We start from the raw sequence: 15,911 nt of genomic DNA, 5'->3' as shown, positions 1-15,911 counted from the left end.
TTCAGCCTTTCGCGGGCAACATGCGCGTTAGCACGCGGTCCTTCAGCACATAATGATGCAGCAGCGCGGCAAGGGCGTGAAATCCGGCGATAATGATGATCGCCCACGCGACGTTGTTGTGCAACCAGCCAAACGTCGACCGAAGCCCCGGCGCCAGTGCAACGTGGGGTATGGTGAACAGGCCGAAGAAGGCAAAAGGCTCGTTCTGCACCCAGCGGAACAGGAAACCGAGTGCAACTTGCAGGCACAGCAAAACGTAAAGCGCGATATGGACTGTCTTCGCGGCGATTGCTTGAAGACCCGTCGTTGCAGGCGGCAGCCGCCGTCCCTGCGCCAACCGCCAGATGACGCGCATGACTATAATGGCGGCGAGCAAAATCCCGAGCGATATGTGCAGCGTTTGCAATTCTCCGCGCAGTGGCGTTCCCCGAGGCAAAAAACCCCACGTCTCCGCGCCGGCAAAAAGCGAAATCACCAGAATTGCTGTCAGCCAATGCAGAATGATGGTCGCATTGTCATAAACCTGCCGCGTTGATTGAGCGGCTGCGGTGCGGACACCTGGATTTGGCATGATATTCACTCCTGAAATCGCAGTCTGAACAGAACACGTAAAAACCGTCGATTATTCGAGCGAAAATGTAAAATGTATTATTTGTAATGGTGTGCGGCGTGAAGTCAGGCTTCCTCGAAGCCTTTCAAGATCACACTGACATTGCGCGTGTGGACAGGTTCGTAGGGCCCATAGTAGCTGATCACGCCCGAGGCAAAATCTTCTGCTACGAAGGTTCTGAGGTCCTGCCTCGCCAGCTCGGGCTCTCCCTGCAGGCGCAGCAGCTTTTCCACATAGCTGCGTGTAGCCGTGATCAATTCCGGTCCGTAGCCGCCCGCGACGATCATTTCCTCCGCGCCATGATTGGGCAGGATTTTCGCGATATCCCACGCTGCCATGCGCTCCAGATCGCGCAGATGATGCTCGAGCCGCTTCGGCTCGGCGACATAGGTGATCGGTTCTTCGAGCGCATCGCCCGCCAGCATCAACTTGCGCTGCGGCAGCATCAGCATCGTCCCGTCATGGCTGTGAATGTCGACATGGCGCAGTTCCACATCGATATCGCCGACCTTCAACTTCAGCTCTGTCTCAAAGGTGCTGTTCGGCATGATGAGCGGCTTGATCGGCGGGTTGTCGTTCTCCAGCCGTTCACGATTGTCGCGCATTGCCTGCGCGGTCAACGTATTGGCGATGATCTCGCAATCCGCAAAGACTTCGTTCCCGGCCACGTGATCCACGTGCCAATGGCTGAGCACGACGCGTATGTGGCGCACGCCGGCGTCTTCCAGCGTCTTGCGGATGATCTGCGCGTGGGGAAGCGAGATGCTCGTGTCGTAAACGAGCGCTTCATCGCCAGAAACAATGGCATAGGAACACACGCCGAGCGAATAGGCTCCGTCGTCGAGCCAGTTCGGCTCATCGGCATAGGCCCGCACACCCTCGATCCTGCCATCATAGAACGCATAGACTTCGTCATAGGGGCGATGAATGCGCATGGTCGATCCGAGTGTTTGCATGTTCGAACTCCGTTTTGGAGGCGCCGATCTTGAATCGACGCATCCTGGCGACGTTAAGGGAATTTCGGTCTGATGGCAGCAAATAGCAGCCGATATTAGACTAAAGTATAATGATTTTATGGAAAAAGTTAAAAATTACATGTGTAAAGTTTAAATCTCCCATTGAGTCATATATTAGCTTGCTGTATTGGACAGCACATATTTACAAAAAGAGTTTCGCTTTCCATTGGCTTGGTTGCCAAGCAGGACGCCGGCATCTCTGATACTATCCTAGTGAAACGCCTGGTGGCAGTTATGCCATTTTAGGTTGTGTTTTTATTTGTTGCAATTTTTACGGGCATTGCCCTCAATTTTTATGAGAAGAGATATTTTTATGACGAAAAGTGCCGTCGCAAGACGTAATCCGAATATATCAAATCGAAGTAAGCCCACTCGTTTCGTGCAGAACTGGATTGCCGCTACTGATGCGAGCCGCTCGCTTCGCCGCCGCTTGAGCGCCATCCTGCGCATGTCGTGCCGCTCGCTCGGCATGAAGCGCGGTCGCGGGTTACAAATTTGTCATGTTACGGAAATAGCGACGTAACGTTCTTATTTGTATCACTGTTGGTATAAACGATCAGATATTGGTCAGACGCCCAAGGAGATACATCTAAATGTCGAACAATCGTAAGTCCTCTGTTTACCGCGCGGGCATCGCCGCCGCCCTGTTGTCCTCGGCTCTCGTCGGGGGCCTCTTGGCGACCGGACCGCTTAGCGCCATTGTCCCGGCGCAAGCTGAGGCTGTGCGTGTAGATGCTCCCCAGCAGCCCGGCTTTGCCGATGTCGTCGAAAAGGTCAGCCCCGCTGTCGTCAGTGTTCGTGTCAAGAGCGCGGTCCGCGAGACTGCCGATGACAATTCCGGTTTCCCGGGCCTTGATCAGTTGCCCGATGACAATCCCATGAAGCGGTTTTTCTATGAGTTCGGCCAGGGCCAGCAGGGCCAGCGTGGCATGGAACCGCACAAATCGCCGCGCGATCATAATCGCCCGGACCGCGTTCGCCCGACTGCACAGGGCTCTGGTTTCTTCATCTCGGAAGACGGTTATCTCGTTACCAACGACCACGTCGTTGAGGATGGCACCGCTTATACGGTCGTGCTGAATGACGGCACCGAACTCGACGCCAAGCTGATTGGTAAGGACAAACGCACCGATCTTGCCGTTCTGAAGGTCGATGACAAGCGCAAGTTCACCTATGTGTCCTTTGGCGATGACAACAAGATTCGCGTCGGACAATGGGTCGTTGCCGTGGGTAATCCGTTCGGCCTTGGTGGTACTGTAACGGCTGGTATCGTATCGGCCCGTGGCCGCGATATCGGCGCAGGTCCTTATGACGACTTCCTGCAGATCGACGCAGCCGTCAACCGCGGCAATTCCGGCGGTCCGGCCTTCAATCTGAACGGTGAAGTTGTCGGCATCAATACGGCGATCTTCTCGCCTTCGGGTGGCAGTGTTGGTATTGCGTTTGCCATCCCGGCGACAACCGCCAAGAATGTCGTCGATCAGCTGATCAAAACCGGCACGGTTTCGCGTGGTTGGATCGGTGTTCAGATACAGCCGGTCAGCAAGGAAATCGCTGAATCTCTCGGCCTCGCCGAAGAAAAAGGTGCGCTTGTTGCCGAGCCGCAGGCCGATGGGCCTGCCGCCAAGGCTGGTATCGTGGCCGGTGACGTGATCACGGCCGTCAATGGCGACACCGTCGCCGATCCGCGCGATCTTGCCAAGAAGATTGCGGCAATCAGCGCCGGCAAGGATGCGGAGCTTTCCGTCTGGCGCAAGGGCGAGGCCAAATCGATCAATGTTGCGATCAAGCCGTACCCGCAAGACGACCAGCAGGCGTCTGCTACTCCGAAGCAGGACGATCAGGCAAAGCCTTCGGCTCTTGACGATTACGGCCTGACGGTCATGCCGTCCGATGATGGCAAGGGCGTTGTGGTGACGGATGTCGATCGTCAGGGCGACGCCGCCGACAAGGGCATCACGACAGGCGACATCATCGTCTCGGTCAACAACAAGCCGGTGAAGACCGGTGCGGAGATTGACACTGCGATTGCCGATGCGTCGAAGTCCGGTCGCAAGGCCGTTCTTCTCCAGGTGCAGACCAACGATCAGTCGCGGTTTGTGGCTCTGCCGATCAACCAGGGTTGATCCGCATGAAAATGAAGGTTGCGGCGGCGCTGCATCCCCACCCCCGTTAGCGCCAAAGCACAAAAGGGCGGCAGATCCTTCGATAATCTGCCGCCCGCTTTCTTTCTGTATTGTGCAGGACACTTCACTCATTCACCGAAACCGGCTTAATGTGACGCCATGAAGATTCTCGTTATCGAAGATGACCGCGAAGCGGCCCGCTACCTGGAGAAGGCCTTTGCCGAGGCAGGCCACTCGGCGGATATAGCTGGCGATGGCGAAACCGGCTATACACTGGCGGAGCAGGGGACTTATGATGCCCTTGTCGTTGACCGTATGCTGCCGCGCCGCGATGGTCTTTCGGTGGTCGCGGCTCTCCGAGCCCAAGGCAACGATACACCCGCGCTGATCCTCTCCGCACTTGGTCAGGTCGATGATCGTGTCACCGGCCTCAGGGCTGGAGGCGACGATTACCTGACCAAACCCTATGCTTTCTCAGAACTGTTGGCCCGGATCGAAGTGCTGCAGAGACGATCGAGCCCGAAGGAGGCCGAGACTGTCTATCGCGTCGGCGACCTCGAGCTCGACCGTCTGTCGCACACCGCCAAGCGGGCCGGTCAGGTTATCATTCTCCAGCCACGCGAATTCCGTCTGCTCGAATATCTGATGCGCCATTCCGGACAGGTCGTGACCCGCACAATGCTGCTGGAGCATGTCTGGGATTATCATTTCGATCCACAGACCAACGTCATCGATGTGCATGTCTCGCGCTTGCGGGGCAAGATCGAAAAGGGCTTCGAAACGCCCCTTCTGCACACGGTGCGTGGAGCCGGCTACATGCTGAAAGCGACCGCCGGAACTGATGCATGAGCCGTTTCCGTTCCATGATGAAAATGACAGCCGTCAGGCTGTCAGCGCTCTATCTCATTTTGTTCACGATCTGCGCGCTGGTGCTGGTGTTCTATATCACCAGTTCTTCCGTCCGGCTCCTGACGACGCAGACCGAGACGGCCATCAATGAAGAAGTCGAGAGCATCGGTCAGGTCTACCAGCGGGGCGGCATTGTCGGCCTCGTGCGTACGATCGATCGGCGCGGACGTCAGCCAGGTGCTTATCTCTATCTCGTAACCGATCCCGCAGGCCGCATCGTTGCCGGCAATGTCCAAAGCATTGAAGTAGGTGTTCTGCAGACTGAAGGCTGGATAGAGCGTCCCATCACTTACGAACGTTACAATGAAGGCAATGATCCGGAGGTGCACACGGCCATTGCCCGGGTCATCGTCATGCCGAATGGCATAAGGGTGATGGTCGGGCGCGATCTTGGCGAACCGGAACAGGTCCGGCTTGTCGTGCGCCGTGCGCTCATGGCCGCTCTCGGCATCATGGGCGTTGGTGCATTCCTGATCTGGTTCTTCGTTGGGCGACGTGCGCTGCAACGTATTGACGAGGTCTCGGTAGCCTCGCAACGCATCATGGGCGGCGACCTGGCGGGGCGGCTTCCGGTAAGCGGATCCGGCGATGAATTCGACCGCCTTTCGGAAAACCTCAACGGTATGCTGGCGCGCATTCAGGAATTGAACGAAGGCGTCAGGCACGTTTCCGACAACATCGCCCATGATCTGAAGACGCCGCTGACACGCATGCACAATCGCGCTGAGTCCGCACTGTCAAACGCCAAGACAACGAAGGCCTATCGCGCCGCCATGGAAGGCATGATCAGCGACTCCGATCAGCTGATCAGAACATTCAACGCCATTCTGATGATCTCGCGCCTCGAATCCGGCTATTCGACGGAGACGATGGAGCGGATTGCGTTATCGACAATTGTCGAAGACGTTTTCGAGCTGTACGAGCCTTCGGCCGAGGAGGCGGGCGTCAAGCTTACGTTGGGACCAATCGACGAAACGCCGGTCAAGGCGAACCGCGAATTGATCGGCCAGACCATTTCCAATCTCGTCGACAACGCCATCAAATATGCGAGCGTTAGTGAAAATCCGGTTGAAGTAATGCTTTCCGTTGAAAAGCACGAAGACAAGGTCAAGCTCATCGTCGCCGATAATGGTCCTGGCATCCCGGCAGATCAGGTGGGCCGGGCAACGGAACGCTTCGTGCGTTTGGAGGAAAGCCGTTCGCAACCGGGGTCGGGGCTGGGATTGAGCCTTGCCAAGGCAGTTATGAAATTGCACGGTGGCACGCTGGAACTGACGGACAATGCGCCGGGGTTGCGAGCAGTGCTTGCATTTCCGGTGGGAGAGGAAAATGCATGAATGCCAAGGCCGGGGCGGCTAGTCTTGACGAAAAACCTTTCTTTTCCAGCGATTTGCGTGAACTGACGCCACTCGACGAGAAGAATGCCGCGGCCTTTCTGCGTGATCTTCTCGAAAATGCTGCGAAAAAACAATCCTCCGGCATCGCCGCTCTGAAAGACAACAAGCCCGCCGCTCGCTTTCTGTCCGCTGTTCTCGATCTCTCGCCCTATCTGCGCAATGTCCTGCTGCGCCGCCCGATGATCATCGAGCCATTGTTCGAAATAGGCTTGCCAAAGCGCCTCGAAGTGTTGATGCAGGAGATTGCTGCATGCTCGGAAAGCGATACGGTCACCGAAGCTGGCATTATGACCGCGCTCCGCCAATTGAAGCTGGAAGGCCATGTGCTGATCGCCCTCGGCGATCTCTCCGGATCGTTCACGACCAAGGATGCCACGCTCTGGCTGTCGCGGCTCGCTGAGGAAAGCGTTGGTGCTGCCGTGCGGTTCCTGCTGCGCGATGCGCATGAGGCGGGCAAGCTCAAGCTGCCCGACCCAAAACACCCTGCGAAGGGGAGCGGGTGGATTATTCTGGCCATGGGAAAATTCGGCGCTTTCGAGCTGAATTATTCCTCTGATATCGATCTGATCATCTTCATCGACGAGCAGAGCCCGGCGATCACCGATCCTTATGAGTGTGTGGAAACCTTTTCGCGCCTGACGCGCCGCCTAGTGCGTATTCTGCAGGATCGCACCGCCGATGGCTATGTTTTCCGTACGGATTTGCGCCTGCGGCCCGACCCCGGCTCGACGCCACTGGCCATACCCGTTGTTGCCGCGCTCAACTATTACGAAGGGCGCGGGCAAAATTGGGAGCGCGCCGCCATGATCAAGGCGCGGCCTGTTGCGGGCGATATCGATGCGGGAAAACGTGTTCTGGCTGAGCTCGCGCCTTACGTCTGGCGCAAATATCTCGACTATGCGGCGATCGCCGACGTTCACTCCATCAAGCGGCAGATCCATGCACACAAGGGGCATGGAGAAATTGCCGTGCGCGGCCACAATGTGAAGCTCGGTCGCGGCGGTATTCGCGAGATCGAGTTTTTCGTGCAGACACAGCAATTGATCGCCGGTGGCCGTTTTCCGCAACTGCGCGGTTCGCGCACCGTCGATATGCTGGCTGCACTGCAGGGACTTGGCTGGATCAGCATCGAGGCACGTGACACGTTGGTGCAGAAATATGGCTTTCTGCGCGACGTCGAGCACCGTATACAGATGATTGCGGACGAGCAGACACACACGCTACCGGAGGATGACGAGAACTTCCTGCGCGTAGCTCATATGATGGGTTACAAGGATGGCGAGACCTTCGCGGAAGATTTCCGGCAGGCGTTGCAGACAGTCGAGACCCACTATGCGGCACTGTTCGAACAGGCGCAGGACCTGACCGGCGAGACCGGCAATCTGGTTTTCACCGGCGATGTCGATGATCCGGATACGTTGAAAACGCTGGAAAAATTCGGCTTCAAACGGCCAAGTGATATTTGCCGCGTGATCCGCACCTGGCATTTCGGCCGTTATCGCGCGACGCAATCGGCGGAGTCACGCGAACGCCTGACTGAACTGACGCCCGTCCTGCTCAAGGCATTCGGCGCAACCAGCCGGGCCGATGAGGCGCTGATGCGCTTCGACGAGATGATCAAGGGCCTGCCGGCGGGCATCCAACTGTTCAGTCTGCTGCAGTCCAACCCGCGTCTTCTCGACCTTCTGGTGCTGATCATGGGTGCCGCGCCGCGGCTTGCCGATATCATCACCCGCAAGCCACATATCTTCGATGGCATGCTCGATCCCGCGATCTTTGCCGATGTGCCGACGCGCGCCTATCTGGCCGAACGGCTGGAAGGCTTTCTCGGGCCCTCGAAAGTTTATGAGGATATTCTCGACCGGCTGCGCATCTTTGCGGCAGAGCATCGCTTTCTAATTGGAATCCGGCTGTTGACCGGGGCGATCGACGGCGCGCGTGCGGGAAAGGCTTTTTCCGATCTTGCCGATCTTGTTATCGACCGGGCGCTGCAGGCCGTCATCAACGAGTTCGCCGGTAAACACGGCAAAATCAGTGGCGGGCGCATTGCCATCCTCGGCATGGGCAAACTCGGCAGCCGTGAACTGACAGCCGGCTCCGACATCGACCTCATCCTGCTCTACGACCATGACGAGCACGCGGAAGAGTCGAATGGGGACAAGCCACTCCCGCCATCGCAATACTACATGCGGCTGACCCAGCGGCTGATCGCAGCGCTTTCCGCGCCGACCGCCGAGGGCGTTCTCTATGAAGTCGATTTCCGCCTGCGTCCCTCGGGCAACAAAGGTCCCGTCGCTACCCATATCGACGCATTCCGCAAATATCAGCGTACTGACGCCTGGACCTGGGAACATATGGCGCTGACCCGCGCCCGGCCGGTGGCCGGGGATATCGCATTCTTTGGCGAAATCGAGCAGGAAGTGACCGAGATTTTGGCATTGCCGCGCGACACTGCAAAGATCGCCAAGGATGTCGCCGAAATGCGGACGCTGATCGAGACGGAGAAGCCGCCGCGAGATAGATGGGATTTGAAGCTCGTGCCGGGCGGCATCATCGACCTGGAATTCATCGCGCAGTTTGCCGTGCTCACCGGTAATGTCGAGGGGCCGGTTATCGCGCAATCGACGGCCGAGGTAATAGCCAAACTCAAGCCGGACTGCGTCGAGCCGGCGACCGCCGACGGCTTGGTCCAAGCCGCTAACCTTTACACGGGCATCACGCAGATCATTCGTCTCTGTTTGAACGGCGACGTGAAGCGTGAGGATTTCCCGCCTGGCCTTGGCGAACTGCTCTGCCGCGCTTGCGATCTGCCCGACCTCGATCGCGTCGAGACCTATCTCAACGAAACGGCGCGGTCAGTTCGAAAGACCTTCGATAGCCTGCTCAAGAGCGCCCGCAAACAATAATAATATCAGCTTGAACTGATATCGGTTGCAGCCTATATTGAATGATGAGTTGGAGGGTTCAAGAGCATCCTGATTTTTCGAAGGAACAAGCGAAACTTGATCCGGATGTCGCGGACAAACTTGACGAAATGATCCTCATCCTTGCGCGAGAAGGTCCCAATCTTGGCCGTCCACTCGTCGATACGCTTTACGGCTCGAAACATGCCAACATGAAAGAAATCCGTTTTGCTCTCAAAGGAGTATGGCGATTTGCCTTCGCCTTCGATCCGGATCGCCAAGCGATCATACTAGTTGGTGGCAACAAGGAAGGCGTGAACCAGAGGAGATTTTATAAATCTCTCGTCAAGAATGCGGATAAGCGCTTCGATGAGTGGCTGCAAGCAAAGGAATAGGACATGGCACAGTACAAGAAATCGGACTTTCCCAATGCAGTGGATCGGATCCACGCTCTTCCGAAGGAGCGCCGGGAGAAGATCTATGCCGGTGCCGCTGCGATCATAGAGGCCATGCATCTTAAGGAAGTCCGCAAGGCACTGGATGTGACACAGACAGCTCTTTCCAACGAAACGGGACTGAAACAGGGCGAAATTTCCAGAATCGAGAATCATCCGGAAACCGTCCAACTCAGAACGCTTGAGAAATATGTGCGTGGACTTGGCGGCACGTTCAAACTCGTCGCTGACTTTCCCGATGGCACTCATGCGGAAATACCGCTTCGTTCGGGTAGACCAGTGAAATCGCGCGTGACAGTCGAGACGACCGTCAACGGCCAAAAGTCGCGGGTAAAGCGCTCAGCTTGAAGTTGCTGTTAAAAGCCCGATCATTTGAGTTCGGTGATCTGCAGGACAGCCATTCTCGCGGGAGCCTCACCGGCGTTACCCACCATCTCGGTTACGCCAGCGGCAAGAAGGAAACCTTCGCCAGGCGCCAGTGTCCGCGTATCACCACTGGACTTCAGCGTCAGCGGAGCCTCTACCGCCGTAATGTAGGACGGGCCATGTTCGTTCAAAACTGTATCGCTGGCTCCCGAAGGCAAAGTCTTGATATCCTGCTTCACTTTGAATGGACGGTCGGTGAACTTCTGATTTCGAAAGATCACCTTGAAGGGATTTGATGAGTTGACGTTGACGATCATACTCGTCGGAGCGCCCAACGCTGTGCAGATGTCCCGGAAAGGGGCGCCGGCCCGCATGACATGGGTCGAGAGATAGTGCATCTCGCCGCCATCCTCGTTTCCCCCCGTGTGCACCGTAAGGTCACGCACCAAAAGCGTCTTCTGCGCCGGAACTTTCGTCGTGGTGCCGCCTTTGTCAGCCGTCCACCAGAAGCCGGTGCCCTTGATAGTCGTCACGCATTCAATGCCATCGTGCAAATGGGTTGGAAACAGACCGTTACCCTTCACTGCGGTGATCTCGTACCACACATCCCAATCGCCAGTGATAGGCACATCAACGTCGCAAACACCCTCAGTAATATCGCTTGGCGCAACTTGCTGCGCCTTTAAAGTTGTAGGTGGAGGAATGGCGACGGCGCAAGTCAACAGCAGCAGGCATGAGAATTTCTTCAACATGACAGTTCTCCCCGAATATATAAAACTTTATTGTACAGTAAATTTCAGGGATTTCACAGGTAGTTAATTAATTTTTATTCAGAATAGTTTCAGTACTACATTAATCTCGTCGGTATCCGCACAGAGACAATAGTTCCGATACCTTCGGTTGAGCGTATCTTCAACGCACCACCGTGTAGTTGAGTTAAGGAACGAGAAATGGCGAGGCCTAGTCCAGAGCCGGCATGGGATTTTGTGAACTGATTTTCGACTTGTTCGAAAGGTTGCCCGATTTTCTTCAGCGCTTCTTTAGGTATACCGCAACCCGTATCTTCGATAGTCAGCACCAGCGCACCCGATACCTTGCGGGCCCGCACCGAGATGCGCCCGCCCGTATCGGTGAATTTCACCGCATTCGACAGGAGATTGATCAGTATCTGCTTGATGGCGCGGCGATCAGCGTTGAGCGTAACGCTTTCTGCGATCCGGGTTTCGACCCTCACATCCTTTTCCTGTGCTTGCAGAGAAACTACACGCACGGTCTCGCGGATCAGCGGGCAAAGATCGATCTCCTCACGATCCAGCGAGAAATGTCCGGCTTCGATCTTCGACATGTCGAGTATGTCGTTGATGACGTTGAGGAGGTAGTTGCCGCTGGTATGGATGTCGTGGACATATTCCACGTAGCGGTCGGAGCCGAGCGCGCCGAACGTACCCGAATGCATGATTTCCGAGAAGCCGATGATGGCGTTGAGCGGCGTGCGCAGTTCGTGTGACATGTTGGCGAGGAATTCGGACTTCGCCCGGTTGGCAGCCTCGGCGCGTTCTTTCTCCACTGCGTACTTGCTGTTGAGTTCGGTCAGTTCCAGCGTGCGTTCGATCTCGGATTTGCGGGCGAGACTGAGGTCGTGAATTGTCGCCATCAAGCGGCGCTCGCTGTCCACCAGCCGTTCTTCATGCACTTTCAACTGGGTAATGTCGGTGCCGACAGACACCAGCCCGCCATCCTGAGTGCGCCGTTCATTGACCTGCAACCAACGGCCATCGGCCAGTTGCCGTTCGAAGGTCAGCGCGCCATTGCGACCGTTTTCATTGGCCATGCGCTTTTCGAAGGCCACCGCGCGGATACGTGGTTCCAGTTCCTCGCGGCCGATGCCCGGCAGCAGGCACTCATTGGCGAGCCCCGAATATTCGTTGAACTTGCTGTTCGACATGACCAGACGGTTGTCCGCGTCCCAGAGAACGAAGGTTTCGGAAATACTTTCGATCGCCTCGCGGATACGCTGATCCGCCTGTGCTGTCGCCTGGACAAAACGGTGCTGTTCGCTGACGTCGACGGCGACGCCAACGAGATGAAGATCGCCGACGTTCGCATCGGCGACCTGCGCGCGCACCCGCATCCACACCCAATAGCCTTCCGCATGGCGCATGCGGAAGACGCGGTCCATCTGGCTGATCTCCCCGGCTGCAACCTGCGCCGCGACGCTATAGAGCGTGTCGTCGTCCGGATGGACGATTGACGATATATCGCCAAGAGAGAGAATGGCGTCATAGGCCTCGTAGCCGAGCATTTCATACATCGACCGCGACCAGTACACCCGGCCGCGTGCCATGTCCCAATCCCACAGCCCGCAGCGGCCGCGCGCCAGCGCCGTGTCCACCCGCGCTTGCGTGTGCTGATACAGCTCGTCCGCATCCTGTGCGCGAGCCGCCTGGCTGAAATAGGCATAGAGCACGATCAGCATGATTGTCGCCGTTCCGGCGAACATCGTGACATTGATAGAGACGACCCGGCGCCAATCGGCAAAGATGGCCTCGACCGGATGCATGACGAAGACTGAATAGGCGCCATTGCCCGAACGGCTGAAGGCGGCGAGGGCAGGTGTGCCTTCAACCCTTACCGGCATTGCGCCGGCCCGGTCGCCGAAGAGAAAAAGCGGTTGCCCTTCAGTAACGAAGCTTTCAAGGTTCCTGTTGCGCCAGTGGTCGCTGCCGTCGGAAGAGACCACGATGTTGGCCTCATCATTCGCGACGGCAAACCACAGTCCCGACGGAATCAGATCGTTCGCGCGGATTTCACTGATAATATTCTGCAGGTCGCCCACGCTCAGTTTTTGACCGCCATTCATGCGATTGTCGATGACGCTCGCCACATGACTGGCCGCCATGGACAAGGTTGCGCGGGCTGTACGCTCCGTGTCGTCACGCCAGCCGAGAAGCGACATGGAACGCGCAAGAGCAAGTGCGAGCAGGAAGATGATGATGAGCGGTGGAATAGCCCGGCGCAGATAGGGCTCGGCGGCAAGCAGCTTGCCATAGGCAGGATCGGCGAGAAGTTTTATGTGACCCGAAAGCCGGCTGCGCCCCCGCGCATTGTTCCGGCTTTTGGCATAATTCTTCCCCGTCGGCGCGCGATACGCGTCCGCATTTGCCATCGATGGCCCCCTCATTCTTCATTGTAATCAGTGATTTGCTTCGGCACGCCGCACATCCGAAGCACCTGTAGTGAATCAAAACTGATTCTGCGTGTCTAGTCCCTTTGTTAAATATTTATCAATACTTATGGCGAGCCAAAACTATAATCAAAGGACGAGTCATAACTCCTTGAAATGACTCAAAATACCCTCGGGCGACGCCCGAGGACGATGAATAAACAGGGCAGTGGATAACCTCCGGACGGGCTTCTTAGGCCAATGTTCGCTCGACGATATCCCGCACGTCGGCTGAAAGTCCGGTCTCCATAGCGATGGTCGCCAGCGATTCACGCGCATGTTCGCGCCGCACGGGTTCGAAGGATCGCCACGAGCGCATCGCCGTCAGAAGCCGCGCAGCTAGCTGCGGGTTCTTTTTGTCGATGGTCAGGATCGTCTCGGCAAAGAATTTGTAACCCCTGCCATCCGCACGATTGAAACCGGTCTGGTTGCCGCTGGAAAATGCGCCGATCAAAGCGCGGGTGCGGTTGGGATTGTCGAGCGAAAACAGCTTGTGTGTCATCAACTCGCGGACCTTGTCCAGCGCCCCATTTCCCGGCTGCATCGCCTGCACCACGAACCACTTGTCCATGACCAGCGGATCATTGCCGAAACGCGCCTCGAATGCCTGCAGCGCGTGGTTTGTCGCCTCACTGTCGCCAAAGCGTTGGACGAGCACACCAAGCGCTGCCGCCCGATCGGTCATATTGTCGGCATTCTTGAACTGTGCGGCGGCCCGCTTCGAACTGCTTTCAGCGACGCTGAGATAATCGAGCAGCACATTGCGCAGCGCTCTGCGTCCGGCTCCAGCCGCATCCGGCTTGAACGAGCCTTTCTGTTCCAGCTCGTTATAAGCTTGCGCGAATTTCTCCGCATGCGCTTCGGCCACGGCGCTGATCAGCGCATCACGGCTGCCAAGAATGGCATCCGGGTCGATATTCGCGCCGAGCTCGCGCGCGATGTCGCTTTCGGAAGGGATGCTGAGGCACAGCGCCCGAAACGCCTCATCCAGCGTTGCATTGAACGCGATTTCGCCGAGGAGCTTGATCGACGAGTTCTCGATCGTCGCGGGCTTGCCGCCGCGGACACGTTTCGAATTGCTGGTCAGCTTGGCGTTCAGCAGTTGGGTGAGGGCCTGCCAGCGCGTCACCTCATCGCCGTCATTGCGGGCGAGGAAGGCGAGATCCGAGCGTGTCAATTCGCTGGTCAGCGTCACCGGTGCGGAAAAGCCGCGCAGCAGTGAAGGGACCGGTCGTTCCGAAATACCGGAAAAGCTGAAGCGCTCCTTGCGCTTGCGCAAATGGATCACGTCGCCTTTGACCAGACCGCCCTTGGCCGAACGGGGCTTCAGCTCACGGCCTTTGGCTCCGAGCAGCGCAAACTGCACCGGAATGTGCATCGGCTTTTTCGAAGTCTGGCCAGGTGTCGGCTTCAGCGACTGTTCGATCTCGATTTCGAAGGTCTTCGTCGCCTGATCGTAATCATAGGTAATGGCGAGGTTGGGTGTACCTGCCTGATCATACCAGAGTGCAAACTGGCTGAGGTCCTCGCCCGACGCATCCTCGAAGACCTTGATGAAATCCTCGATGGTCGCGGCATCGCCATCATGGCGCTCGAAATAGAGGTCCATGCCCTTGCGGAAGAGATCCGGCCCGAGAATGGTACGGATCATACGCACGACCTCGGAACCTTTTTCGTAGACGGTCGACGTGTAGAAATTGTTGATCTCGCGGAACTGGCGCGGACGCACCGGGTGGGCGAGGGGCCCGGCATCTTCCGGGAACTGATGCGCCTTGAGACCCTTCACTTCCGCGATGCGCTTGACGGCGCGCGAACGCATGTCGGCGGAAAACTCATGATCGCGGTAAACGGTCAGCCCCTCCTTCAGGCAAAGCTGGAACCAGTCGCGGCAAGTGATTCTGTTTCCTGTCCAATTGTGGAAATATTCGTGGGCGATCACCGCTTCGATTCCGGCATAATCCGTATCGGTCGCGGTGTCGGGATCGGCCAGCACATACTTGTCGTTAAAGACGTTGAGTCCCTTGTTTTCCATAGCGCCCATGTTGAAATCGGACACGGCAACGACGTTGAAAACATCGAGATCATATTCGCGGCCGAAGACATCCTCGTCCCATTTCATCGAACGCTTCAGCGCATCCATGGCGTAAAGCGCGCGTGGCTCCTTGCCGTGCTCGACATAGATGCCGAGATCGATATGACGTCCCGAAGCGGTTGTGAATGTATCGGTGATCACGCCGAGATCGCCGGCGACGAGCGCGAAGAGATAGGCTGGCTTCGGATGCGGATCGTGCCAGACGGCAAAATGCCGGCCGTTGGTAAGTGTGCCCTTATCTTTAGGGTTGCCATTCGACAGCAGCAACGGCGCTTCGCTGCGTTCGGCTTCGATGCGCACCGTATAGACCGAGAGCATGTCCGGACGGTCGAGGAAATAGGTGATGCGGCGGAACCCTTCCGCCTCGCACTGGGTGCAATAAACGTCGCTCGACCGGTACAGACCGGTCAATTGCCGGTTGGTGGTCGGATTGACCTCGGTGGTTATTTCGAGCGTGAAGGTGCCATTTTCCGGCAAGCCGCGAATTTCGAGACGATCTGGCGTCGCCACATAGGCATTGTCGCCGAGAACGGTACCATCGATACGGATATCAACGAGCTTGAGCTCATCGCCATCCAGAATGAGAGGCGCATCGGCGGCAACGCCGTTCCTGCGCTTGATCTGCAATGTGGATCTGACGACTGTGCGCTCGGGGCGGAGGCAAAAATCGAGGTGAGTTTCGGGAATGAGAAAATCGGTGGGCTTGTAATCTTCCAGATGAAAAACCTGGCCGGTATCGGTACGCATCGTCTAATTGTCCTTATTGATGGCGGGGACCCTATCCATCTTTTTTGTAAGGCACAACAAATCGTAT

11 protein-coding genes are annotated in these 15,911 nt (G+C 57.0%); 6 read left to right on the top strand and 5 right to left on the bottom strand.

Features of this window, described 5'->3' with window-relative positions; all coding sequences use genetic code 11:
* Position 1: 1 nt before the first annotated feature.
* Both ACSQ3H_RS19665 and ACSQ3H_RS19660 read right to left on the bottom strand, forming a co-directional pair.
* Positions 2 to 571, bottom strand: a complete 570-nt coding sequence (locus ACSQ3H_RS19665; protein ID WP_436118597.1) for a cytochrome b — start codon at positions 569 to 571, stop codon at positions 2 to 4.
* Between the two features lie 104 nt (positions 572 to 675).
* Positions 676 to 1,566, bottom strand: coding sequence for an MBL fold metallo-hydrolase (locus tag ACSQ3H_RS19660; protein WP_436118596.1), 891 nt, complete (start codon positions 1,564 to 1,566; stop codon positions 676 to 678).
* A gap of 653 nt (positions 1,567 to 2,219) precedes the next feature.
* On the opposite strand from ACSQ3H_RS19660, the gene ACSQ3H_RS19655 reads away from it, so the two are divergent.
* The 6 genes from ACSQ3H_RS19655 (at position 2,220) to ACSQ3H_RS19630 (ending at position 9,764) form a co-directional block, all read left to right on the top strand.
* Positions 2,220 to 3,752, top strand: coding sequence for a Do family serine endopeptidase (locus tag ACSQ3H_RS19655; RefSeq protein ID WP_436118595.1), 1,533 nt, complete (start codon positions 2,220 to 2,222; stop codon positions 3,750 to 3,752).
* A gap of 159 nt (positions 3,753 to 3,911) precedes the next feature.
* Positions 3,912 to 4,601 carry a response regulator transcription factor gene (locus tag ACSQ3H_RS19650; RefSeq protein ID WP_436118594.1) on the top strand — a complete coding sequence of 230 codons (690 nt, stop codon included), beginning with the start codon at positions 3,912 to 3,914 and terminating at the stop codon, positions 4,599 to 4,601.
* Positions 4,598 to 5,998 (top strand): sensor histidine kinase, encoded by a 1,401-nt coding sequence (locus ACSQ3H_RS19645; protein ID WP_436118593.1) that lies wholly within the window; start codon positions 4,598 to 4,600, stop codon positions 5,996 to 5,998. Before ACSQ3H_RS19650 ends, ACSQ3H_RS19645 begins: the two co-directional genes overlap by 4 nt.
* On the top strand, positions 5,995 to 8,964 hold the full coding sequence (locus ACSQ3H_RS19640) for a bifunctional [glutamine synthetase] adenylyltransferase/[glutamine synthetase]-adenylyl-L-tyrosine phosphorylase (protein ID WP_436118592.1): 2,970 nt from the start codon (positions 5,995 to 5,997) through the stop codon (positions 8,962 to 8,964). The genes ACSQ3H_RS19645 and ACSQ3H_RS19640 overlap by 4 nt, the downstream gene beginning before the upstream one ends.
* Before the next feature lie 41 nt (positions 8,965 to 9,005).
* Complete coding sequence (locus tag ACSQ3H_RS19635; RefSeq protein ID WP_436118591.1) at positions 9,006 to 9,356, top strand: type II toxin-antitoxin system RelE/ParE family toxin; 351 nt, start codon at positions 9,006 to 9,008, stop codon at positions 9,354 to 9,356.
* A gap of 3 nt (positions 9,357 to 9,359) precedes the next feature.
* Positions 9,360 to 9,764: a helix-turn-helix domain-containing protein gene (locus ACSQ3H_RS19630; RefSeq protein ID WP_436118590.1), complete on the top strand. Its 405-nt coding sequence runs from the start codon at positions 9,360 to 9,362 to the stop codon at positions 9,762 to 9,764.
* A 20-nt stretch (positions 9,765 to 9,784) separates the two neighbouring features.
* Here ACSQ3H_RS19630 and ACSQ3H_RS19625 read toward each other — a convergent pair whose 3' ends face one another.
* The 3 genes from ACSQ3H_RS19625 to pepN form a co-directional block, all read right to left on the bottom strand.
* Positions 9,785 to 10,534: a hypothetical protein gene (locus ACSQ3H_RS19625; protein ID WP_436118589.1), complete on the bottom strand. Its 750-nt coding sequence runs from the start codon at positions 10,532 to 10,534 to the stop codon at positions 9,785 to 9,787.
* Positions 10,535 to 10,629: 95 nt separating this feature from the next.
* Positions 10,630 to 12,948 (bottom strand): PAS domain-containing sensor histidine kinase, encoded by a 2,319-nt coding sequence (locus ACSQ3H_RS19620; RefSeq protein ID WP_436118588.1) that lies wholly within the window; start codon positions 12,946 to 12,948, stop codon positions 10,630 to 10,632.
* A gap of 250 nt (positions 12,949 to 13,198) precedes the next feature.
* Positions 13,199 to 15,844: an aminopeptidase N gene (gene pepN / locus ACSQ3H_RS19615; RefSeq protein ID WP_436118587.1), complete on the bottom strand. Its 2,646-nt coding sequence runs from the start codon at positions 15,842 to 15,844 to the stop codon at positions 13,199 to 13,201.
* Positions 15,845 to 15,911: the final 67 nt, after the last annotated feature.

It is taken from the genome of Phyllobacterium sp. LjRoot231, assembly GCF_964253365.1.
Lineage (GTDB): Bacteria > Pseudomonadota > Alphaproteobacteria > Rhizobiales > Rhizobiaceae > Phyllobacterium.
Note: the sequence above shows the minus strand (reverse complement) of the source record. Positions and strands in the feature narration are given on the sequence as shown.

Coding starts and splice junctions, on each gene's coding strand:
- ACSQ3H_RS19660 (WP_436118596.1), bottom strand. CDS start 1,566: ATGCAAACACTCGGATCGACCATGCGCATTCATCGCCCCTATGACGAA.
- ACSQ3H_RS19655 (WP_436118595.1), top strand. CDS start 2,220: ATGTCGAACAATCGTAAGTCCTCTGTTTACCGCGCGGGCATCGCCGCC.
- ACSQ3H_RS19620 (WP_436118588.1), bottom strand. CDS start 12,948: ATGGCAAATGCGGACGCGTATCGCGCGCCGACGGGGAAGAATTATGCC.
- ACSQ3H_RS19630 (WP_436118590.1), top strand. CDS start 9,360: ATGGCACAGTACAAGAAATCGGACTTTCCCAATGCAGTGGATCGGATC.
- ACSQ3H_RS19665 (WP_436118597.1), bottom strand. CDS start 571: ATGCCAAATCCAGGTGTCCGCACCGCAGCCGCTCAATCAACGCGGCAG.
- ACSQ3H_RS19645 (WP_436118593.1), top strand. CDS start 4,598: ATGAGCCGTTTCCGTTCCATGATGAAAATGACAGCCGTCAGGCTGTCA.
- ACSQ3H_RS19650 (WP_436118594.1), top strand. CDS start 3,912: ATGAAGATTCTCGTTATCGAAGATGACCGCGAAGCGGCCCGCTACCTG.
- ACSQ3H_RS19625 (WP_436118589.1), bottom strand. CDS start 10,534: ATGTTGAAGAAATTCTCATGCCTGCTGCTGTTGACTTGCGCCGTCGCC.
- ACSQ3H_RS19640 (WP_436118592.1), top strand. CDS start 5,995: ATGAATGCCAAGGCCGGGGCGGCTAGTCTTGACGAAAAACCTTTCTTT.
- ACSQ3H_RS19635 (WP_436118591.1), top strand. CDS start 9,006: ATGATGAGTTGGAGGGTTCAAGAGCATCCTGATTTTTCGAAGGAACAA.
- pepN (WP_436118587.1), bottom strand. CDS start 15,844: ATGCGTACCGATACCGGCCAGGTTTTTCATCTGGAAGATTACAAGCCC.